Below are 20742 nucleotides of genomic sequence, written 5' to 3' on the forward strand. Positions count from 1 at the left end.
CCACGAGCGTTTCGCCTGCTGGCACCCATTCCGAGTTGGGCAGCTTTTCTTGCCGATGGGGCACGAGCTCCTGCGCAACCTGGCACTCAAACCATGGTCCCCTTCTCACGAGAAGCATCCCACAGGGACGAGAGCCGCAGCAGCCGCGCTCAGGCGTCGATCATGCATTGAGGCGGAAGTCGTCAAGTCGTCGGCGAACGCTCCGAAGGGCTCGGGGGCGTTTGGTGCTAGCTCGCCGGCGCCACGCAGCCAGCCGTTTGTCGGATTGGTCGGGGCTACGACTGGCGATCTCGTTCAGCTGACGCGGTTTGCTGCACAGGCGCTCGGCGTCCTGCCGCCGAGCCCGAGCCGCGCCCGCGCACGGCGCAACTCCTCCTCTGTCCTTGGCGCGCACCGCGAGGCTCCTCTGATCGCGCTCGCGCTTGTCGAGCGTGGCGAGCTCGGGGCAGAGCTCTGCGGGCGACATCTTGCTCCTCGTCGCGCGCGTGATGAGCGCCCGGATGGCCTCTGCGGAGGCGCGGAATCCCAGGGCGCGGAGCGCCTCGGCGGGGTCAGCTGGCGTTCGAGCAAACGCCTATTGGTTTGATGGCCCCATGAGGCTGCAAACTGGCAGGCCTCGGCTGGCTCACCTCGGATCCAGGGACGAATTGGGGGAACGCTGTTCGAGCCGGCGCCCGCCTACCCAGGGGGCAAGAACATTTGCACTGGTGGCGTGGGGCGAGCGGAGGCAGCGTAGATGATGTAGATGATGAGGGGTCCCGACCGCTTTCGGTGTGGAGGAGGTCGCCCGGGCAAGAACGAACGGCACGCCATCTCGACGGCATCCGAGCGGACATGCAACGCCCCCGCCGGGCTGGACTGGGCCCATTGTTTCGCTGGGCTCGCGCACTCCGGTCGCTGCATGCGCCCGGAAAATACATATTCATTCTTACCGCTCCAACGAGAATCATCCGATATGGCGAAGATCGAGACCCTGGTAGAGAGCCTGTCTCGCCACCTCCAGCTGCAACCCGAGGCCCTGCTGTACCGCTTCCTGCCGGACGGCGACCCGGCGCGCGCGATCGAGTGGTCGTACGCGGAGACGTATCGCCGGGCCGCTGCGGTGGCCCGCCGGCTGACCGACGAGGGGCTCACGGGCCGCCAGGTGCTGCTCGTGCACGCGCCCGGTCTCGATTACATCGCTTCATTCTTCGGCTGCCTGCTTGCGCGCGTGATCGCGGTGCCGGCCTATCCGCCTCATCCGGCCCGCCTTGCCCAGACGCTCCCTCGGCTGCTGGCGATCGCCCGCGCGGCCGAGGTCGACGCGGTGCTGACGGTCTCGGGCATCCGCTCCATGGCGCAGGCGCTGCTCAGCTCGGCCCCGGACCTCGCGGGTCGACCGTGGCTATGCACTGACGAGCTGCCGCACGAGCCCGATCTGGACGGGCGATGGCTCGAGCCGCCCGACGCCGATGCGCTCGCGTACCTGCAGTTCACATCGGGCTCGACCGGCGATCCGCGGGGCGTGATGATCTCCCACGCCAACATCGCCCATAACTCGCGCGCGATTCGCGACAAATTCGGCAACTCGGAGGCCACCAACGGGATGAGCTGGTTGCCGCCGTACCACGATATGGGTCTGATCGGCGCCATCATCCAGCCACTGGCCGTGGGCGGCATGACGACGCTGATGTCTCCGGTGGACTTCATCATGCGACCCATGCGCTGGATCGAGGCGATCTCGCGCTACCGCGTGACCACCACGGGCGGCCCCGACTTCGCGTACGAGCGGTGCGCGAAGCTGCCGCCATCGTCCGACGCCCAACTCGACCTGTCGTCCTGGGTGCTGGCGTACACCGGCGCCGAGCCGGTTCGCGCTCGCACCCTCGATCGGTTCGCCGAGGTGTTCGCGCCGTTCGGCTTCGATCGGCGCGCGTTCTATCCCTGCTATGGCCTGGCGGAGGGCACGCTGCTGGCCACCGGCGGCAAGAACGGCGCCGGCGCGTCGATGCTGGCGGTGGCTGCTCCGGCGCTCGCGCGAGGCCAGGCCGAGCCGGCGTCCGGCCCGGGCACGGCCCAGCGGCTCGTGTCCATGGGCACGCCGCCTGCGGGGCACGAGCTCGTCATCGTCGCTCCGGACACCGCGCGGCGCGTGCCCGACGGGACCGTCGGGGAGATCTGGCTTCGCGGTCCGAGCGTGGCGGGCGGATACTGGGGCCATACCGAGGCGACGCAGCGCACGTTCGGCGCGAGGCTCGCGGACGAGCCGGAGGCAGGCCCGTTCCTGCGCACCGGAGATCTCGGGTTCGTTCGAGGCGGCGAGCTCTACGTCACGGGCCGTCACAAGGACCTGATCATCGTTCGCGGCCTGAACCACTACCCGCAGGACATCGAGCACACCGCGCAGGCCTCGCACCCAGCCATCCGCGCGTCCGTGGCGTTTGCCACCGGTGACAAGGGCGTTGCCCTGGCGGTGGAGGTGCGCGCGGACGCGTCCAGTGACGGGGTCGTGGATGCGCTGCGACGGGCCGTGGCAGCGGCGCACGATCTGGCCCTGGACGAGGTGTACCTGCTCGCGCCACGCACGCTGCCCACGACCTCGAGCGGCAAGCCGATGCGCTCGGCCACCCGCGCGGGCATTGCGGACGGGACGCTGTCGCCACGCGAGACGTGGCGTCTCGCCGACAGCGAGCCCTCGCCCGCCTCCGACCGCAGCGACAGCGGGCCCTCGCCCGCCTCGGACCACGGCGACCGCGAGCCCGCGACCCCATCGAGCCACGTCGATCACGAGCTGCGACGCTGGTTGATCGAGGAGGTGGCACGGCGGACCGGGCGATCGCCCCGGGACGTGGATCCGGCGCGGCCGCTGATCGAGACCGGGCTCGACTCCAGGGGCAGTGTGGAGCTCGCGGGCGCGATCGAGCAGCGGCTCAACCGGCGTATGCCGGCCAGCCTGGCCTGGGACTACCCGAACATCGACGCGATCGTCCGCCACCTGTCGGGTGCGGACTCGCCGGCCCGGCAGCTCGCGCGGCCCGCCGAGGACGAGCGCATCGCGATCGTGGCCATGGCCTGCCGCTTTCCTGGCGACATCGAGCACCCGGACGACCTTTGGCGTCTGCTGTCGAGCGGCCGCGACACGATCACCGAGCTGCCCGCGGATCGCGGCGGCGCCGGGGCGCCTTTCGGCGCGCGGCCGGATGCGGCCGGGCAGACGAAGCTCCACGGCGGGCGGCTGGCGGGCTTCGATCGCTTCGACGCCGAGTTCTTCTCGATCTCGCCTCGCGAGGCTGCGAGCCTCGATCCGCGCCAGCGCCTGCTGCTGGAGGTCGCCTGGGAGGCGCTGGAGCAGGCCGGCCTCGCGACCGAGCGCCTGACCGGCAGCAACGTCGGCGTGTTCGTCGGGCTGTGCGGCAACGACTACCAGCAGGAGCTGCTCGACGCGGGCTCCCTGGATCAGCGGTACGCGCTGACCGGGAACATCGCGAGCGCGGCCGCCGGACGCCTGTCCTACGCGCTCGGCCTGGTCGGCCCGGCCATCGCGATCGACACCGCGTGCTCCTCGTCGTTGGTCGCGGTGCACCTGGCCTGCCAGAGCTTGCGCAGCGGCGAGTGCGAGGTCGCGCTCGCGGGCGGGGCCAACCTCGTGCTGTCGGCGCTGCCCACCGAGTGCTTCCAGGCGATGCGCGCCCTGTCGTCCATCGGCCGCACGGCCGCGTTCGACGCCGACGCCGACGGTTATGTGCGCAGCGACGGCTGCGGGCTGGTGGTGCTGAAGCGCCTGGCCGACGCGAGGCGGGACGGCGATCACATCGTGGCCGTGATCCGCGGCAGCGCGGTCAACCACGACGGCCGCAGCAACGGGCTGACAGCGCCGAATGGCCCGGCCCAGGAGGCGGTGATCCGCGCGGCGCTGCAGCGGGCCAGGGTCCAGCCCGAGCAGGTCTCGTACGTCGAGGCCCACGGCAGCGGCACCCCGCTCGGCGATCCGATCGAAGCCCGAGCGCTCGGCGCGGTGTACGGCGCGGTCAAGATCGGTTCGGTCAAGACCAACCTGGGCCACAGCGAAGCCGCGGCCGGCATCGCCGGGCTGATGAAGGCCGCGCTGGCGCTCCAGCACGAGCAGATCCCGGCCAGCCTGCACTTCCGCACCCCCAACCCCCACGTGGACTGGGCGGGTCTGGGCCTCCAGGTCGTCGCCGAGGCGCAGCCCTGGCCGCGGAGCGCGGTCGCGCGCCTGTCCGGGGTGAGCTCGTTCGGGTTCGCGGGCACCAACGCGCACGTCGTGATCGAGGAGGCGCCGGCGCACGAGTCGCCGGCGCGCTCGCTCGAAGGTCCGCCGGCTGCGTACCTCGTCCCGATGTCCGGGACGAGCGATCGAGCGGTCGCGGCGCAGGCGCAGCGGCTTGCCGCTCACCTGCGCGCCCACCCCGAGCTGCCGCTGGCGGACGTGGCGTTCACGCTCTCGACCGCGCGCCGTCACTTCGGCAAGCGCACGACCCTGGTCGCCTCGTCGACCGCTGCGCTGTGCGACGCGCTCGACCGGCTCGCCGGCGCCTCGGCCGCTCACGCAGCCGCTCCGGCCGAGAGCGGCCAGCCGGAGACCGGCAAGCTCGCGTTCCTGTTCGGAGGACAGGGAAGCCAGCGCGTCGCCATGGGACGCGACCTCGCCCGGCGCTTCCCCGTGTTCGCCGCGGCGATCGAGCGCTGCGATGGGCTGTTTGCCCGCATCTCGGGCCTGCCCCGCTCTCTGCGGGACGTGATGTGGGCCGAAGCGGGCACGGCGGATGCGCGCCTCCTGGAGCGCACCGAGTACACGCAGCCCGCGGTGTTCGCCGTCGGCTACGCCCTGGCCGAGCTGCTCGCTTCGGCGGGGGTGAGGCCGGATCTCGTGGCGGGCCACAGCGTGGGCGAGATCACCGCGGCCTGGGCCGCGGGCGTGCTGTCGTTCGAGGACGCGCTCGGGTGGGCGGTCGAGCGCGGGCGGGCCCTTGGCGCGTTGGCGTCGGACGGAGCCATGGTCGCGGTGTCCGCCTCCGAGCGAGAGGTGGCGGGGTTGCTCGCGGACGGCGTGTGCATCGCCGCGCTGAACGCGCCCGAACGCGTGGTGCTGTCCGGGCCGCGAGGCGCGATCCAGACGATCGCCACGGCGCTGGCGGGCCGCGGTGTGAGGGTCACGCCGCTCGATGTTTCGCACGCGTTCCATTCCTCGCTGATCGAGCCTGCGCTCGCCGGCTTGCAGGCGCCGGCCCGCGCCCTGAACCTGCGCCCCGCCCGGCTGCCGATCGCCAGCACGGTCACGGGCGCGCTCGCGGCCGAGGCCCTCGCGTCGCCCGCGTACTGGGTGGAGCAGGTGCGCGCGCCGGTGCGCTTCGCCGACGCGGTCAGGACCCTGGGCGGCCAGGGCGTGGACACCTGGCTCGAGCTCAGCGGCCACCCGGCGCTGCTGTCACACGTCGCCGCTGCCGCGACCGCCAAGGCCCAGCCCACGCTGTGCGCCGTCCTGCACCGCCGGCGCCCCGAGGACGAGACCTTGCTCGAGGCGATCGCGGCTTGCTATGGCCGCGGCGGCGCGATCGATCTCCGCGCCCTGTTTCCGCACGGCGGATCGCGGCTGGAGCTGCCGGGCTATGCGTGGCAAAGGCGACAGTTCGCGGTGCCGAGGCCGAGCGCGACCGCGCGGTCGACCCTCCCGGCTGGCCAGCCGGCGCGACCCGACCAGCCGGCGAGCCCGGCCGTGGCCGCACGCGGCGTCGAGGGCTCGGTGCTCGAGGCGGTGCGCGGGTTCATCGCCGGCCAGCTCCGCCTCGAGTCGAGCGCCCTGGCCGTGGACGTGGCGCTGCTGGACGTGGGTGCGGACTCGCTCGTGTTCGTCGAGACGGGGCACTTTATCGAGCGCACCTACGGCGTCCGGCTGGCGCTCCACCAGCTCTTCGGCGAGCTCGCCACGCTGCGCGCGCTGGCGGCCCACATCGAGGCCAGCCTGCCGGAGCAGCCGCGCGCCCCCGTGGTCACGTCGTCCGAAGACGAGCGCGCTGCGCCGACCCCGCGCGTGGACGTGCCGCCGCGGCGCGCGGCTGCGGACCCCTCGGTGCGAGAGCTCATCGACGCGCAGCTGCGGATCATGACGCAGCAGCTCGAACTGCTGCGGAGCGAGGCCGCTGCGCCCGCGCCGCAGGTGGCCGCGTCATCGGCGCCGGGGGTGACCATGGCGCCCGCACCGCGGGTGGCCGCTGCGCCCGCGTCCACGACCCCGACCGCCCACCACGCGCGGCCGCTGAGCGACGCGCAGCGCCGTCACATCGACGATCTCGTTGCGCGGTACGCGAAGCGCACAGCGGGGTCGAAGGCGCAGGCCGCGGCCTGCCGGCCGGTGCTCGCCGACCGCCGGGCTTCCGCTGGTTTTACTCTCGAAACCAAGGAGATGCTCTATCCCATCGTCGCGGCCCGGGCGGCCGGCAGCCGGATCTGGGACGTCGACGGCAACGAGTACATCGACCTCGCGATGGGCTTCGGTGTGCACCTCTTCGGGCACCAGCCCGCATTCGTGCGCGGCGCGCTCGACGAGCAGATCGAGCGCGGCTTCCCGATCGGCCCGCAGTCGTCGCTCGCCGGCCGGGTCGCCGCGGCGCTGTGCGAGCTCACGGGCATGGAGCGGGTGACGTTCTGCAACTCGGGGACCGAGGCCGTCATGACCGCGCTGCGCCTCGCGCGCGCCACCACCGGCCGGACGCGCGTGGTCCAGTTCAAGGGCTCGTACCACGGCCACTTCGATGGCACGCTCGCGCTGGCGCAAGGGGAAGGCACGGCGCCGATGGCGCCCGGGGTCGCGTCGGGGTTCGTCGCGGACGTGTTGGTGCTCGATTACGAGGATCCGCGCTCCCTCGAGATCATCGCGCGGCACGGGGCAGAGCTGGCGGCCGTGCTCGTCGAGCCGGTGCAGAGCCGGCGACCGGGGCTGCAGCCGCGCGCGTTCCTGCACGAGCTCCGGCGGATCACGCGCGAGCGAGGCGTCGCGCTGGTGTTCGATGAGGTGATCACCGGGTTCCGGATCGATCCCGCCGGTGCGCGGGGCCTGTTCGGCGTCGAGCCGGACCTGGCCACGTACGGCAAGCTGCTCGGCGGCGGGCTGCCGATCGGCGCGGTCGCCGGCGCGCGGCGCTTCCTCGACCGCATCGACGGCGGCGAGTGGTCGTTCGGCGACCTCAGCGGGCCGGCGGTGAGCACCACGTTCTTCGCGGGCACCTTCTCCAAGAACCCGCTGACCATGGCGGCGGCGCTGGCCGTACTCGAGCACGTGCGCGAGCACCGCGACACGATCTACGCGCGCGTCGACGCGCTGGGCTCCCGCCTCGAGGCGGCGCTGAACGAGCGCTTCGAGGTCATGGGCGTGCCGCTCCAGCTCGTCCGTTGCGGCTCGATCTTCCGCATCGCGCCCACCGGGCGGGAGGAGCGCGTGTCGTACCTGTACGAGCCGATCGAGCTCACGCTCCTGTATCACCACATGATCGCGCGCGGGGTGTACGTCTGGGAGGGCCGCACCGGCTTCCTGTCGACCGCGCACACCGAGGCGGACATCGACGTGGTCGTCCGCGTGGTCGAGGAGAGCCTGCGCGCGCTACGCGACGGCGGATTCTATCCTGATGCCCGGCCGCGCGCGCCCCGGCGTCGGGTCGAGCGCGCCCCGCTCTCGTGGGGCCAGCAAGGCCTGTGGTTCCTGTCGCAGATCGAGGGCGCCGGCCAGGCCTACAACCTGCCGTGCGGCGTCCGCCTGTCGGGCACGCTCCACGTCGATGCGCTCGAGCGCGCGATCCGGACGATCGTCCAGCGTCACGACATCCTGCGCACCACGTTCGTCACGGACGACGACGACGCGGTCGTCGCGGTCGTGGGAGAGGAGCGCCCGCTCAGGCTGGCGCGGCTGGACTTCAGCGCGCTGTCCCACGAGGAGCAGCAGCGCGAGATCTCGTCGCTCATCCGGCGCGAGGCGCGCGCGCCGTTCGACCTGTCCGCCGGGCCGCTGCTGCGGGCGACCTTGGCGCGCCTGGCCTCCGACCGGTGGATCCTGCTCGCGACGCTGCACCACATCGTGGCCGACGGCTGGTCGCTCGGGATCTTCGTGCGCGAGCTGTCGCAGCTCTACCAGGCGTTCGTGGCCGGTCATGCCTCGCCGCTGCCGCCGCTGGCCTCGCAGTATGCCGATCACGCGATCGCCGATCGGGCGCGCGATCTCGAAGCCGACCTCGCGTACTGGCATGCGCAGCTCGCCGACGCGCCCACGGCGCTGGAGCTGCCCGGCGACCACCCCCGACCGCAGAGCCATGCCGACCAGAGCGCCACGCTGACCCGCACGCTGTCCGCGCAGGTGCTGGGCGAGCTCCAGGCGCTGGGCCGGCGCGCGGGCACCACGCCGTACATGACGCTGCTGGGGCTGTTCGTGCTGCTGCTCCACCGCCTCACGGGCCAGGTCGACCTGGTGGTCGGGTCCCCGGCCGCGGGGCGCTCGCGCGCCGACGTCCGTGACCTCATCGGGTTCTTTGTCAACACGCTGGCCCTGCGGTTCCGCCTGGATCAGATCCCGGACGCGACCGCGCTGCTGCGCCACGTCCGCGAGGTCACGGTGGGCGCGTACGCCCACCAGCAAGCGCCGTTTGGCCGCGTGGTCGAGCGGGTCGCGCCCGCGCGCCTGGCCGGCCGCCATCCCTTCTTCCAGGCGTGGTTCAACCTGGACCTGGGCGAGGCCGCGTTCGAGCTGCCCGAGCTCGCGGTCGAGGTGCTCGACGACATGGTCGATGCGCCGACGCAGGTCGATCTGAGCCTGGTCGTGCAGCAGCGCGGGGACGCGCTGCGGCTGAAGTGGCTGTACGACGCGCGGCTGTTCGATCGCGATCGCGTCGAGATCATGGCCGACCAGTTTGAGCAGCTCGTTCACCAGATCACCGCGGATTCGACCCGCGCGCTGGGCCGGTACACGCTGGTGGCGCCGGCGCACGCGGCCCGGTTGCCCGAGCCGCACGCCCCGCTCGCGCGCACGCGACACCCGGCCGTGACCGAGGCGTTTCTGGCCTGGGCCGAACGCGCGCCAGACCGGCCGGCGATCACCCGGGGCGAGCAGACCTGGAGCTACGCCTGGCTGCGCGAGCGCGCGCTGGGCATCGCGCGGGCGCTCGCGGCTCGATCGGACGGCGGGGCCGTGGCGATCACCGGCGAACCTGGTCCCGGGCTGGTGGCGGGCCTGGTCGGGACCATGCTGAGCGGGCGTGTGCTGGTGCCGATCGACGCGGCCCTGCCGGAGGCGCGCCGGGCGCTGATGCTGCGCGAGGCCGGGGCGGGCGGCCACGGCGCGCCGGGCCTGGTGCTGGTGGGCAGCGCGGCCGAGACGCCCGGCGCGGCCTGGGTGCTGCGGGTGGATCCCGTCAGCGGCGAGATGCCCTCGGACATCGGTACGGCGGAGCTCCCGCACGAGCCGGAGCAGGACCGGCCGGCCACCATCTTTTACACCTCGGGCACGACCGGGACGCCCAAGGCCATCCTCGGCACCCGCGATGGCATCGCGCACTTCCTGGCCTGGCAGCGCTCGACCTTCGCCGTGACGCCAATGGACCGGGTCTCGCAGCTCACCAGCCTGTCGTTCGATGCGATGCTTCGCGACGTGTTCCTGCCGCTGACCAGCGGCGCCACGCTGTGCCTGCCCGACCCGCGGGCCGAGTCGACGATCGCCTGGCTGCGCCAGGCGCGCGTCACCGTGGTGCACGCGGTCCCGAGCCTGGCCGAGCACTGGCTCCGACAGGACGAGGGGGCGACGCGTCTTCCTCAGCTTCGGCTGACCTTCCTGTCGGGCGAGCCGCTGAACTCCGATCTGGTGCGCCGCTGGCGCCTCGTCGCCCCGGACACCGAGATCACCAACCTGTACGGGCCCACCGAGACCACGATGATCAAGTGCTGCTACCGGGTGCCCGCCGAGCCGATCGACGGCCCGCAGCCAGCCGGATGGCCGTTGCCGGAGACCGGCCTGCAGGTGATCGGTCCCAGCGGCGAGCCGTGCGGGATCGGCGAGGCCGGCGAGATCGTGATCCGGCCCCCGTTCGACACGCCCGGCTACCTGAACGCACCGCAGGAGCAGGCAGCACGGTTCACCAGCGCCGGGTACCGGACAGGCGACCGCGGGCGGTTCCGCGTGGACGGGAGCCTCGAGGTGCTCGGCCGCGCCGACCGGCAGATCAAGCTGCGCGGCGCCCGCATCGAGCTCGGCGAGATCGAGGTCGAGCTCGCGCGCCACCCCGAGGTCGAGCGGGGCCTCGCGCTGGTCACGGACGGCGATCCGCTCCAGCGCAGCCTGGTCGCCGTCTTCACCGGCGCCAGGCACGCGGGGGACACGCTTCGCTCGTTCCTCGAGGCCCGGCTGCCGCCGTGGATGGTGCCCAGCCGCTTCGAGTGGATGCCCGAGCTTCCGCTGAACGCGAGCGGCAAGGTCGACCTCGGCGCGCTGCGGGCCATGATGTCGCGGCCGCGTGCCGCGAGCACGGTGACCGCGCCGATTTCGGACAGCGAGCGGCTGGTGATCGAGCACTTCCGCGCGCTGCTCGGGACCGACCAGATCGGCGTCGAGGACGACTTCTTCAAGCTCGGGGGGCATTCGCTGCTGGCCGCCCAGCTGGTCACGCGGCTGCGCCGCGCGAACGGCGTGTCGATCTCCCTGCAATCGCTGTTCGAGGCCCCGACGCCGGCCGGCATCGCTCGTCACCTCGACGCAGCCGGCGATGTCCAGAAGGACATGGAGCGAATCGAGCTATGACCGACCTCCCGCTGCACACGTTCCTCGCGGATCTCGCGGCGCAGGGCATCCGCCTGTCGATCCACGACGACCGCCTGCGCTGTGACGCCCCGCGCGACCGGCTGAGCCCTGCGCTGCGCGAGGCGCTGGCCGCGCGCAAGCACGAGATCGTCCAGCACCTGTCGCGCAGCGCGTCCGCCCGCATCGAGCGCGCCCCGGAGGGCCCCGTGCCGCTGTCGCCCGCGCAGCAGCGGCTCTGGGTGCTCGCCCGGATGGACGAGGCCAGCGCGGCGTACAACATGCGCACCGCGCTGCGGATCACGGGCCCGCTCGACCCGGCCGCGATCGAGGCCGCGCTGGCCGGCGTGGTCCGCCGGCACGCCGTGCTGCGCACCGCGTTTTCGACCATCGCGTCCGAGCCGGTGCAGGTGGTTCACGAGGGCGTCGCGCTCGCGGTCGACCGGATCGATCTCTGCGAAGCGGCCGACGGTGACGCGGCGCTGGAGCGGGTCCTGGCGGCGTCAGCCACGACCCCGTTCGATCTCGGCCGCCCGCCGCTCGTGCGCGCCGCCATCGTCCGGACCGCGCCGCTCCAGCACGTGCTCGTGCTGACGCTGCACCACCTGGTCGCCGACGGCGCATCCCTCGGGATCCTGGCCGCCGAGATCGCGGAGCTGTACACGGCCGCAGTCCGGGGACGGCCGCACCGGCTGCCCGCGCTCCCGGTGCAGTACGCCGACTTCGCGGTGTGGCAGCGCCGGCGCCTCGACCCCGAGCGGCTCGCGCAGCTGCGCGCGTATTGGCTCGGCCAGCTCGCCGGCGCGCCGCCGCGGCTCGAGCTGCCCACCGACCATCCCCGCAAGCAGGACGGCGCGAGCCGGCAGGGCGCGATCGCGCGCTTCGTCCTGCCCCAGGCGCTGGCCGAGGCGGTGCGCAGGACCAGCCAGACCAGCGGCGCCACGGTGTTCGCCACGCTGCTGACCGGCTTCGTGCTGCTGATGGCGCGCTACACGAACCAAGACGACATCGTGATCGGCGCGCCGGCCTCGCTTCGCGACCACCCGGATCTCGAGCCGCTGATCGGCATGTTCGTCAACACGGTCGTGCTGCGGGTCCGCCTCGACGGTGATCCCACGCTCGAAGCGCTGCGGGGCCGCGTGCGGCAGACCGTGGCCGAGGCCTACGCCCACGCTGACTTTCCGCTCGACCGGCTGGTCGACGCGCTGCAGCCCGAGCGATCGCCGACGCACCACCCGGTGTTCCAGGTGATGTTCATCCACGACAACGCGCCGACCGCGGTGGGCGGCGTCGCGGACCTCGACCTCGAGATCCTCGAGCACCGGACGTTCGACGCCAAGTTCGACCTGATGCTGGCCATGAGCGAGGGCGCCGACGGCATCCGCGGCGTGTGGGAGTACCGGCGGGATCTGTTCGAGCCCGCGACCATCGCCCGCGCCACGCAGCACTTCCTGCGACTGCTGGAGGCGCTGGCGCTCACGCCGCGCACGCGGGCGCTCGAAGCGCCGCTGCTGAGCGGCGCGGAGCGACACCAAGTCCTGCGCGCGTGGAATCGCACCGAGCAGGTGTATCCGGACGATCTGCCGGTTCACCGGCTGTTCGAGCGCCAGGCCGGGCGCACGCCGCACGCGCTCGCGGTGCGAGAGGTCGCGGGTCCCGGGCAGTGGACCTACGCGGAGCTCGACCGGCGCGCCAGCCGGATCGCCAGCCATCTGGCAGCCCAGGGGGTGGGCCGGGGCGACCGGGTAGCCGTGCTCCTGCCACGCTCGCCCGACCTGCTCGCCACCCTGCTCGGCGTCTGGAAGGCCGGCGCCGCGTACATCCCGCTCGACCCGAGCTATCCGGCTGCGCGGCTCGACTTCATGCTCGGCGACGCGGCGCCGGCCTGCCTGGTCACGACCGACGCGCTGGCCGCCCGGCTGGGCCAGACGCCCGCGCGCGCGATCCGGCTCGATCGCGACCCGATCTCCGACGACGTCGCGGCTCCGGAGGTCGAGGCCGCGCCGGCGGACCCCGCCTACCTGATGTACACGTCGGGCTCCACCGGCCGCCCCAAGGCCGCGATCATCAGCCACGCCGCACTCGCGAACTACCTGCGCTGGTGCGTGACCGCGTACGCGGTGGACCGAGGAGCCGGCTCGGCGGTGAGTACGTCGATCGCGTTCGATGCCACGGTCACCAGCCTGTACACACCGCTGCTCGTGGGCCGCCCGGTGCTGCTCCTGCCCGAGGGCGACGAGATCCATCACCTGGCGGCGCTGATGTCGGGCGATCGTCCCCTGGCGCCGATCAAGCTGACTCCCGCCCACATCGACGCGCTCCGCGCCGTGTCCGGCGAGCAAGTCCGGCCGGGGTGCGCCCACGTCGTGGTGGTCGGCGGCGAGCAGCTCCTCGGCGAGCACGTGACCTGGTGCCGCACGATGGCCCCGCAGGCGCGCATCTTCAACGAGTATGGCCCGACCGAGACCACGGTCGGCTGCTGCGTGTACGAGGTCCCGCACGGCCAGCCGCCGGACGTCGTGCCGATCGGGAAACCCATCGCGAACACCCGCCTGTACGTCCTGAACGAGCGGCTCGAGCCGGCTCCGATCGGCGTCATCGGAGAGCTGTACATCGCGGGCCACGGCGTCGCTCGAGGGTATCTCAATCGTCCCGAGCTCGTGGCCGAGCGGTTCGTCCCGGATCCCTTCTCGCCGGATCCGGAGGCCCGGATGTACCGTACCGGCGATCTCGCCTTCTGGGCGCTCGACGGCGACCTGCGGTTCATCGGACGGCGGGACGGCCAGGTCAAGCTGCGCGGCTACCGCATCGAGCTGACGGAGATCGAGGCGGCGCTGCTGCAGCACCCGAGCGTGCGCCAGGCTGCGGTGGTGGTGCGCGCCGGGGCCGGCCAGCGGCCCCACCTGGTCGCGTTCCTCGTGGCCGCCGAGCGACGAACGCCGGACGCCAACGCGCTGCGCGACCACCTGGCGCACCATCTCCCCGAGCCGATGGTGCCGGCCGTGTTGCACTGGATGGCGGCGCTGCCGCTGACGCCCAACGGCAAGGTGGATCGGGCAGCGCTGAGCGTGGCGCCGATCGAGGCTGCCGCCGAGCCTCCGCCCGCCGCGACCGCCGAGCACCAGGCGCTGATCGAGCTGTGGTGCGGGGTGCTCGGGCGCGACCAGGTCGGCGTGACCGACAATTTCTTCGCGCTCGGCGGCGACTCGATCCTGGGCATCCAGCTGGTGGCGCGAGCGCGCGAGCGAGGCATCCACTTCACGCCGCGCGATCTGGTCGAGAACCAGACCGTCGCCGAGCTGGCGCGCGTGGTGCGCAGCGCGCCGCAGGCGCCGGTGTCCGCAGGGCCGGGCGCTGGTCCGGTGGTGACCACGCCGATCCAGCGCTGGTTCTTTGCCCAGGCGCTGCCCGAGCCCCACCACTACAACCAGTCTCTGCTGCTCGAGGTGCCGGGCGACATCGACGCGGACGCGCTCCACGCGGCCCTGCGGGCGCTGGTGGAGCACCACGACGCACTGCGGATGCGCTTCGCGCCCTCGGGCGAGGCGACGCTCGCGCGCGAGGCCAACGTGAAGCTCGAGGTCGTGGACCTGTCCGACCTGCCGGCCGAGCGGCGACGCAGCGCGCTCGAGGCCGAGGCGGACGCGCGCCAGCGCATGCTCGATCTGGCCGGGCCGCTGTTCGCCCCCGCGCTGTTCCGGCTCGGCGAGAGCGCGCGGCTGCTCCTGACCACCCACCATCTGATCGTCGACGGGGTGTCCTGGCGCATCCTGCTCGAAGACCTGGCGCGATCGTACGAGCAAGCCACCGCGCGCCGGCCGATCGCGCTGCCGCCGCGTACGAGCTCGGTCCAGGCGTGGGGCCGGCGGCTGCGGGAGTGGGCTGGCTCCGCCGCGCTCGCCGCAGAGCGCGCCACGTGGTCGCACGTCCCCGCGCTGCCGGAGAAGCGGCTGCCGGTCGACGACGCTGGCCCTGGCGAGGCCAACCTGGCCGGGCTCACCGCGGTGGTGACCCGTACGCTCACGGCCGGGGAGACCGAGCGCCTGCGCGCCACGCGCGCGCTCGCGGACGCGGACGTGCAAGAGGTGCTCATCGCCGCGCTGGCGCGCGCATTCGCCGAGGGGGACGACGCGACCACGCTCGCGGTCGATCTCGAGAGTCATGGTCGCGCCGACCTGTTCGACGACCTCGACGTGTCGCGCACGGTAGGCTGGTTCACCGCCGTCTACCCGGTTCACCTGGAGCTCCGCGGGGCGGCCAGCCCGGCCGAGACGCTGAGCGCGGTGCGCGCGCAGCTCCGGGCCGTGCCGAACCTCGGGCTCGGCTACGGCGTGCTGCGGTCTTTCGGCGACCTGCCCGGTGCGCGCCCGGCGCCGATCCGCTTCAACTACTTCGGCCAGCTCGATCGCGCGCAGCCCACGACCAGCGGCTGGCGTCTGGCCGACGAGTCGTGCGGCGCGCAGCGGAGCCCATCGGGCGCGCGTGTCCACCTGATCGAGATCGATGCGTCGATCCTCGACGGCCGTCTGACGATCGAGTGGCGCTACGCCGGGCGCTCGTTCTCGCGCGCGACCATGGAGTCGCTCGCGGCCAGCTTCGTCAGCGCGCTGCTAGGGCTCGTGCGCCACTGCCACGAGGCGAGCGTGCCCGCGCCGTCGGACGCCGCGCACCCGGCGGCGCAGCGCTGGTCTCCGCTGGTTCCGGTGGGCAGGCACGCCCGCGGCCCGGCGTCCTCCGGCGAGCGTCCGCTCGTGCCTCTGTTCTGCGTCCCCGGCGCGGCCATGGACGTGATCTCGCTGCATCCGCTGTCGCAGGCGCTCGGCCCAGACCAGCCCCTGTACGGGCTGCAGCCGCGCGGGCTCGACGGAGCGCTGGAGCCGCACCGCACGGTCGAGGAGATCGCGGCGTGCAACGTGGCGGCGCTGCGCGCGGTCCAGCCGCACGGCCCGTATCGCGTCGCCGGACACTCGTTCGGCGCCTACGTCGCGTACGAGATGGCGCAGCAACTGCGCGAGGCCGGCGACTCCGTGGCCATGCTGGCGATCTTCGACGCCGAGGCCTGCGACCATCGCTCCGCGGCCGCCGCGGTGGCCCGGACCCGGACCGACCGGCTGCACAGGCTGCTGTCGCTGGTCCAGCGGTTCGTCGGCCGCGCGCTGCCGCTGCGCGTCGACTCGCTGGCCAGGCTCGCGCCTGAGGAGCTGGTGCAGCAGGTCGCGGCCGCGCTGGTCGAAGCCGGGATCTTGCCGGTCGAGGTCAGCTCGAAGCAGGTCGAGCGCTACCTGCGGGTGGGCGAGGCCAGCGCGCTCGCGTTCGACGCCTACCGCCCGGCCGGCCGCCACCCGGTGCGCACGCTGCTGTTCCGGGCGCGCGACCGACACGCCGACGACGACGCGCTCGGCGCAGGGCGTGCGTCCGACGAGACGCTCGGGTGGCGGGCGCTGGTGCAGGATGCGACCACCCACTGGGTGCCCGGCGACCACGTCACCCTGCTGACCTTGCCGCACGTGCACGAGGTGGCGGCCGTTCTCCGGCGCACCATCCAGGACCGGACGGTGGCGGCGTGACCCACCGCGCTCCGGTCCTCCGCGGGCCCGGCGCGTTTCGCTTGATGTGGGTCGGGCAGTCCGCGGCCGCGCTCGGCGCCGGCCTCACGGGCTTCGCGCTCGCGGTGTGGGCGTACCAGCGCACCGGGTCCGCGACGCAGCTCGCCATCATCGCCGCCTGCAGCGTGTTGCCGGGGCTGGTGCTGTCCCCCGTGGCCGGCCCGCTGGTGGACCGCTGGAGCCTGCGCACCGCGCTGCTCGTGAGCCACGCCGGCGCGGCGGTCGGCGCCGTCGTCGTGACCGCGCTGCTCGCGCTGGACCAGCTGCACGTCTGGCACCTGTACATCGTGGCCGCGGGCAGCTCGGCCGTGGGCGCGCTGCACTGGCCAGCCTTCAGCGCGGCGACCGTGCGGCTGGTGCAGCCGGCGCAGCTCGGCCGTGCCAGCGGCCTGGTGCAGCTCGGAGATTCCACCGCCCAACTGCTGTCCCCGGCGCTCGGCGGCGCGCTGCTCGGTCTGGTGGGGCTCCAGGGGGTGATCCTGATCGAGCTCCTCACCCTCCTCGTCGCGCTGTCCAGCATCGCGTCCAGTTCCTTCCCGGACCGAACATCCGGTATCGCCGGGCATCCCCCGGGCTCGGCGGGCAACGGCGCGTTGGCAGGCCTCGCGTACGTGGTGCAGCGGCGCGGGCTGCTCGGTCTGTTCGGGTTGTCGTGCGTCCTCAACGGCGCTTTGAGCTTCCTCGAGGTGCTGAGCGCGCCGATCGTGCTCGCCATCGCCTCGAGCAGCGTGCTCGGGGTCGTCCGGTCCGTGGCCGGCGCGGGGATGCTCGCCGGCAGCATCGTGATGAGCGTCTGGGGTGGTCCGCGCAATCGGATCGCCGGGCTGGTCTGGTCTCAGGCGTTGCTCGGCGTGTTCCTGGTCGCGATGGGCCTGAGCGCCACCCCGCCGCTGATGGCGCTGAGCGGCTTTTGCGGGCTGTTCTTCATCCCGCTGGCCAACGGATGCGGTCAGATCCTGTGGCAGACCAAGGTCCCGCCGCATCTTCACGGCCGGGTGTTCGCCCTGCGCCGCTGCGCGGGTCTGTTCCGGCCGCTCGGCTTCCTGGTCGCGGGCGTGCTGGCCGAGCGTGTGCTCGAGCCGCGGGTGCAGAGCGGCGAGCTCGCGTGGCTCGCCGGGGCCGCGCCGGGACGGGGCAGCGCGCTGCTGCTGGTGATCGCGGGCGTGGCCACGGCGCTGGCCACGGCGCTCGCCATGCGGTTCCGGTCGCTGCGCGAAATCGAACGCGTCCTGCCCGACGTGGGCGTGGCCGCGCCGCTCCCTGCAGGAGGTGAACTGTGAAGCCGAAGCAAGTCGCAGTGCCTGGGATCCTGGGCGGCCTCGGGCCACTCGCTCATGTCGAGCTCGAGCGCGACCTGATCGACGAGGGCACGCGTCGCGGGGCGAGGGGCGATCTCGACCACCCGGTCTGGATCGTGATCAGCGCGACCGACGTCCCGGATCGGACGCGCAGCCTGCAGTCGCGGGCCGACGAGTGCGCGGCGGCCCTGGTCCGCTACGGCAATCGCTTGCACGCCGCCGGGGCGGACTTCATCGTCGTGCCCTGCCACACCGCGCACGCGTTCTACGACGTGGTGCACCGCGAGCTGCGCGTCCCCTGGGTGCATCTGGTCGATCACACCGCGCACCACGTCGCGCGCGCGCACGGCGGCGTGCGCAAGGTGGGCGTGCTGGCCACCGACGGCACGCTCGGCTCGGGCATCTACCAGCGGAGCCTGCGCCGGCTCGGGCTGGAGGCGATCACGCCCGACATCGGCTCGACCGTGCAAAATCACGTGATGCAGGCGATCTACGACCCGGGCTGGGGCATCAAGGCCGTGAGCTCCGATCTGCATCAGCGCGCGCGCGCGGTGCAGCTCGCGGCCGCGGCCTCGCTGGTCGAGCGAGGCGCAGAGGCGGTGATCCTGGCCTGCACCGAGCTGTCGGTCGCCATGCGGGGGATCTCGTCGCACGCGGGCGTGCCGCTCATCGACCCGCTGAAGGTGCTCGCCTCGATCATGCTCGACCTCGCCTTCGGCGCGCCTACCGCGTCCGTCGATGCACCTCGCCCGAGCCGTCGCGACACGTCCGCCACCTCGCCGCCGGCGAGCGCACACCCCCTCATCGATCCCGGAGTCTAGCCATGAAGTTCAGCCTCTTCTTCTTCTCGTCCGACTCGGGCGCTGAAGACCCGTACCGACTCATGATCACCGCCAGCCGGTATGCCGATGCCAACGGCTTTCGCGCCGTATGGACGCCGGAGCGGCACTTCGATCGCTTCGGCGGCGCCTTCGCGCACCCGGCGATCACCAGCGCCGCCCTGGCCATGGTGACCGAGCGGATCGAGCTCCGCTCGGGCAGCCTGATCTCGCCCCTGCATGACGTGATCCGCATCGCTGAGGCCTGGGCCATGGTCGACCAGCTGTCGCGCGGCAGGGCGGCCATCTCGTTCGGCTCTGGGTGGAACGCCAACGACTTCGTGTTCTTCCCCGAGCGCTACGAGCGTCGGGGCGCGGTGATGTACGAACAGATCGACGAGCTGCGCCGGATCTGGCGCGGCGAGCCGATCTCGCGACAGACCCTGTCCGGGCCGCAGACGCTCGAGATCTTCCCCAAGCCGGTCCGGCGGGATCTGCCGGTCTGGATCACCACCTCGGGCTCGCTCGAGACCTGGCGCGCCGCGGGAGCGCGCGGGACCAACGTGCTCACGCACATGATGTTCCAGGACCTCAACACGCTTCGCCAGCGCATTACCGAGTACCGCGAGGCGCGGCGCGCCGCCGGCTTCGACCCGAGGTCCGGCGTGGTCTCTCTGATGCTGCACACCTTCGTCGGCCCGTCCGACGAGCTGGTGCGGGCCGCGGTCCGGCCGAGCATGCGCGAGTATCTGCGCGCTGCCGTGCAGCTCGAGATCAAGGCGGCGAAGGCCGGCAAGATGAGCGGCTCGCTGTCGATGCCCGACGGCGATATCTCGGACGATGTGATGGAGGACCTGCTCGACCTGACGTTCGAGCGCTATTACCGGTCGAGCTCGTGCATGGGCACGGTCGACGCCCTCGAGGCCAGGCTACGCCTTATGAACGAGGCCGGGGTGGACGAGATCGCCTGCTTGATCGACTTCGGGGTGGAGCGAGGCCAGGTGCTCGAGGGCCTGGACGCGCTGCGCACCCTGAAGCGGAGGTTCGATGCCGATGCGTGAGCTCATCGCCGAAATTCCTGGAGTCCTGGCCAGCCAGCTGGTGCGAGAGTCGGATCGCCTGCAGCTGGTGACCTGCGACCGGCCCGGCATGCGCCTCGCCGAGCTCGCCCGTCAGCACAAGGGTGCGCTCGAGGCGCTGCTCGCGCGGGCAGGGGGCGTACTGTTCCGCGGCTTTGGCGTGACCGAGGCAGAGTTCGCGGAGGTGGTGGGCGCGCTGTGCGAGCCGCTGCCCTACGTGTACCGGTCGACGCCGCGAACGGAAGTGGGCGAGCGCATCTACACCGCCACGGAGTATCCCGCGGCCCGGGATATCCCGATGCACTGCGAGAATGCCTACCAGCGCGACTGGCCGCTGCGGCTGTTCTTTTTCTGTGATCGGGCGGCGTCGCGCGGCGGAGAGACGCCGCTCGCCGACGTGGCTCGCGTCACCGAGGCGCTCGATCCCGCCCTGGTGGACCGCTTCGCGCGCAAGCGGGTGATGTACGTGCGGAACTATCGTCCGGGGCTGGATCTGCCGTGGCAGACGGTGTTTCAAACCAGCGAGCGCGGCGAGGTGGAGCGCTACTGCACCGTGCACGACATCGCGTGGGAGTGGATCGAGGGTGACGCGTTGCGGACCCGACAGGTGTGCGACGCGCTGGCCGCGCACCCGGTCACCGGCTGCGTGCTGTGGTTCAATCAGGCGCACCTGTTCCACGTCTCCAGCCTGCCGGCCGCGGCGCGCAATGCAATGCTCGCGGTGTACGCGGAGGACGAGCTGCCGAGGCATGCGCTGTTCGGCGACGGCTCGCCCATCGACGAGGCCGACCTCGATCGGATCCGCGCGGCGTTCGCGGCGCACACGGTGACGTTTCCCTGGCGCACGGGCGACGTGCTGGTGCTGGACAACATGTCCTTCGCGCATGGACGGCGTCCCTTCGAGGGCGATCGGCGCGTCCTGGTGGCGATGGGAGACGCCTTCTCCCGCGCGGGATTTGTCAGGCGCTCTCAATTGCAATAGGCGCGGGGATTGGTTTCTGCGGAGGCGCCGAGGACCCTGTCGAACCACGACCACACGATCTCCGTGGTGTCGCTGGTCGCCTGCGCACCGCCGCTGCGGATGGGGAAGCGAGGCTTCTGCTGTCAGGCTGGGGTCGCTACCTCGATCTCTTCAAGGAGGCTGTCGGGCAGCTCTTTCGGGTTCTGGAG

General features: G+C 72.5%; 6 protein-coding genes. All 6 read left to right on the forward strand.

The genetic code is table 11. The annotated features are described in order from the left end of the window. The first annotated feature begins 955 nt into the window (after window positions 1-955). From ACSRUE_RS22055 to ACSRUE_RS22080, 6 genes are read left to right on the forward strand one after another with little or no spacing between them, the layout of a single operon-like run. The gene (locus ACSRUE_RS22055) at window positions 956-10774 is read left to right on the forward strand and encodes an aminotransferase class III-fold pyridoxal phosphate-dependent enzyme (RefSeq protein WP_441292720.1); all 9819 of its coding nucleotides are present in this window, start codon (window positions 956-958) and stop codon (window positions 10772-10774) included. Continuing rightward, a complete protein-coding gene (locus ACSRUE_RS22060) occupies window positions 10771-16338 on the forward strand; it encodes an amino acid adenylation domain-containing protein (RefSeq protein WP_441292721.1) in 5568 nt (1855 codons plus the stop codon). Before ACSRUE_RS22055 ends, ACSRUE_RS22060 begins: the two co-directional genes overlap by 4 nt. A gap of 44 nt (window positions 16339-16382) precedes the next feature. After that, window positions 16383-17657 (forward strand): MFS transporter, encoded by a 1275-nt coding sequence (locus ACSRUE_RS22065; protein WP_441293113.1) that lies wholly within the window; start codon window positions 16383-16385, stop codon window positions 17655-17657. Next, window positions 17654-18496 (forward strand): aspartate/glutamate racemase family protein, encoded by an 843-nt coding sequence (locus ACSRUE_RS22070; RefSeq protein ID WP_441292722.1) that lies wholly within the window; start codon window positions 17654-17656, stop codon window positions 18494-18496. The genes ACSRUE_RS22065 and ACSRUE_RS22070 overlap by 4 nt, the downstream gene beginning before the upstream one ends. A gap of 2 nt (window positions 18497-18498) precedes the next feature. Beyond that, window positions 18499-19554: a MupA/Atu3671 family FMN-dependent luciferase-like monooxygenase gene (locus ACSRUE_RS22075; RefSeq protein ID WP_441292723.1), complete on the forward strand. Its 1056-nt coding sequence runs from the start codon at window positions 18499-18501 to the stop codon at window positions 19552-19554. Beyond that, window positions 19547-20554 (forward strand): TauD/TfdA family dioxygenase, encoded by a 1008-nt coding sequence (locus ACSRUE_RS22080; protein ID WP_441292724.1) that lies wholly within the window; start codon window positions 19547-19549, stop codon window positions 20552-20554. Before ACSRUE_RS22075 ends, ACSRUE_RS22080 begins: the two co-directional genes overlap by 8 nt. Window positions 20555-20742 lie beyond the last annotated feature (188 nt).

The sequence above is a fragment of the Sorangium sp. KYC3313 genome (assembly GCF_052075895.1).
Taxonomy (GTDB): domain Bacteria; phylum Myxococcota_A; class Polyangia; order Polyangiales; family Polyangiaceae; genus Sorangium; species Sorangium cellulosum_B.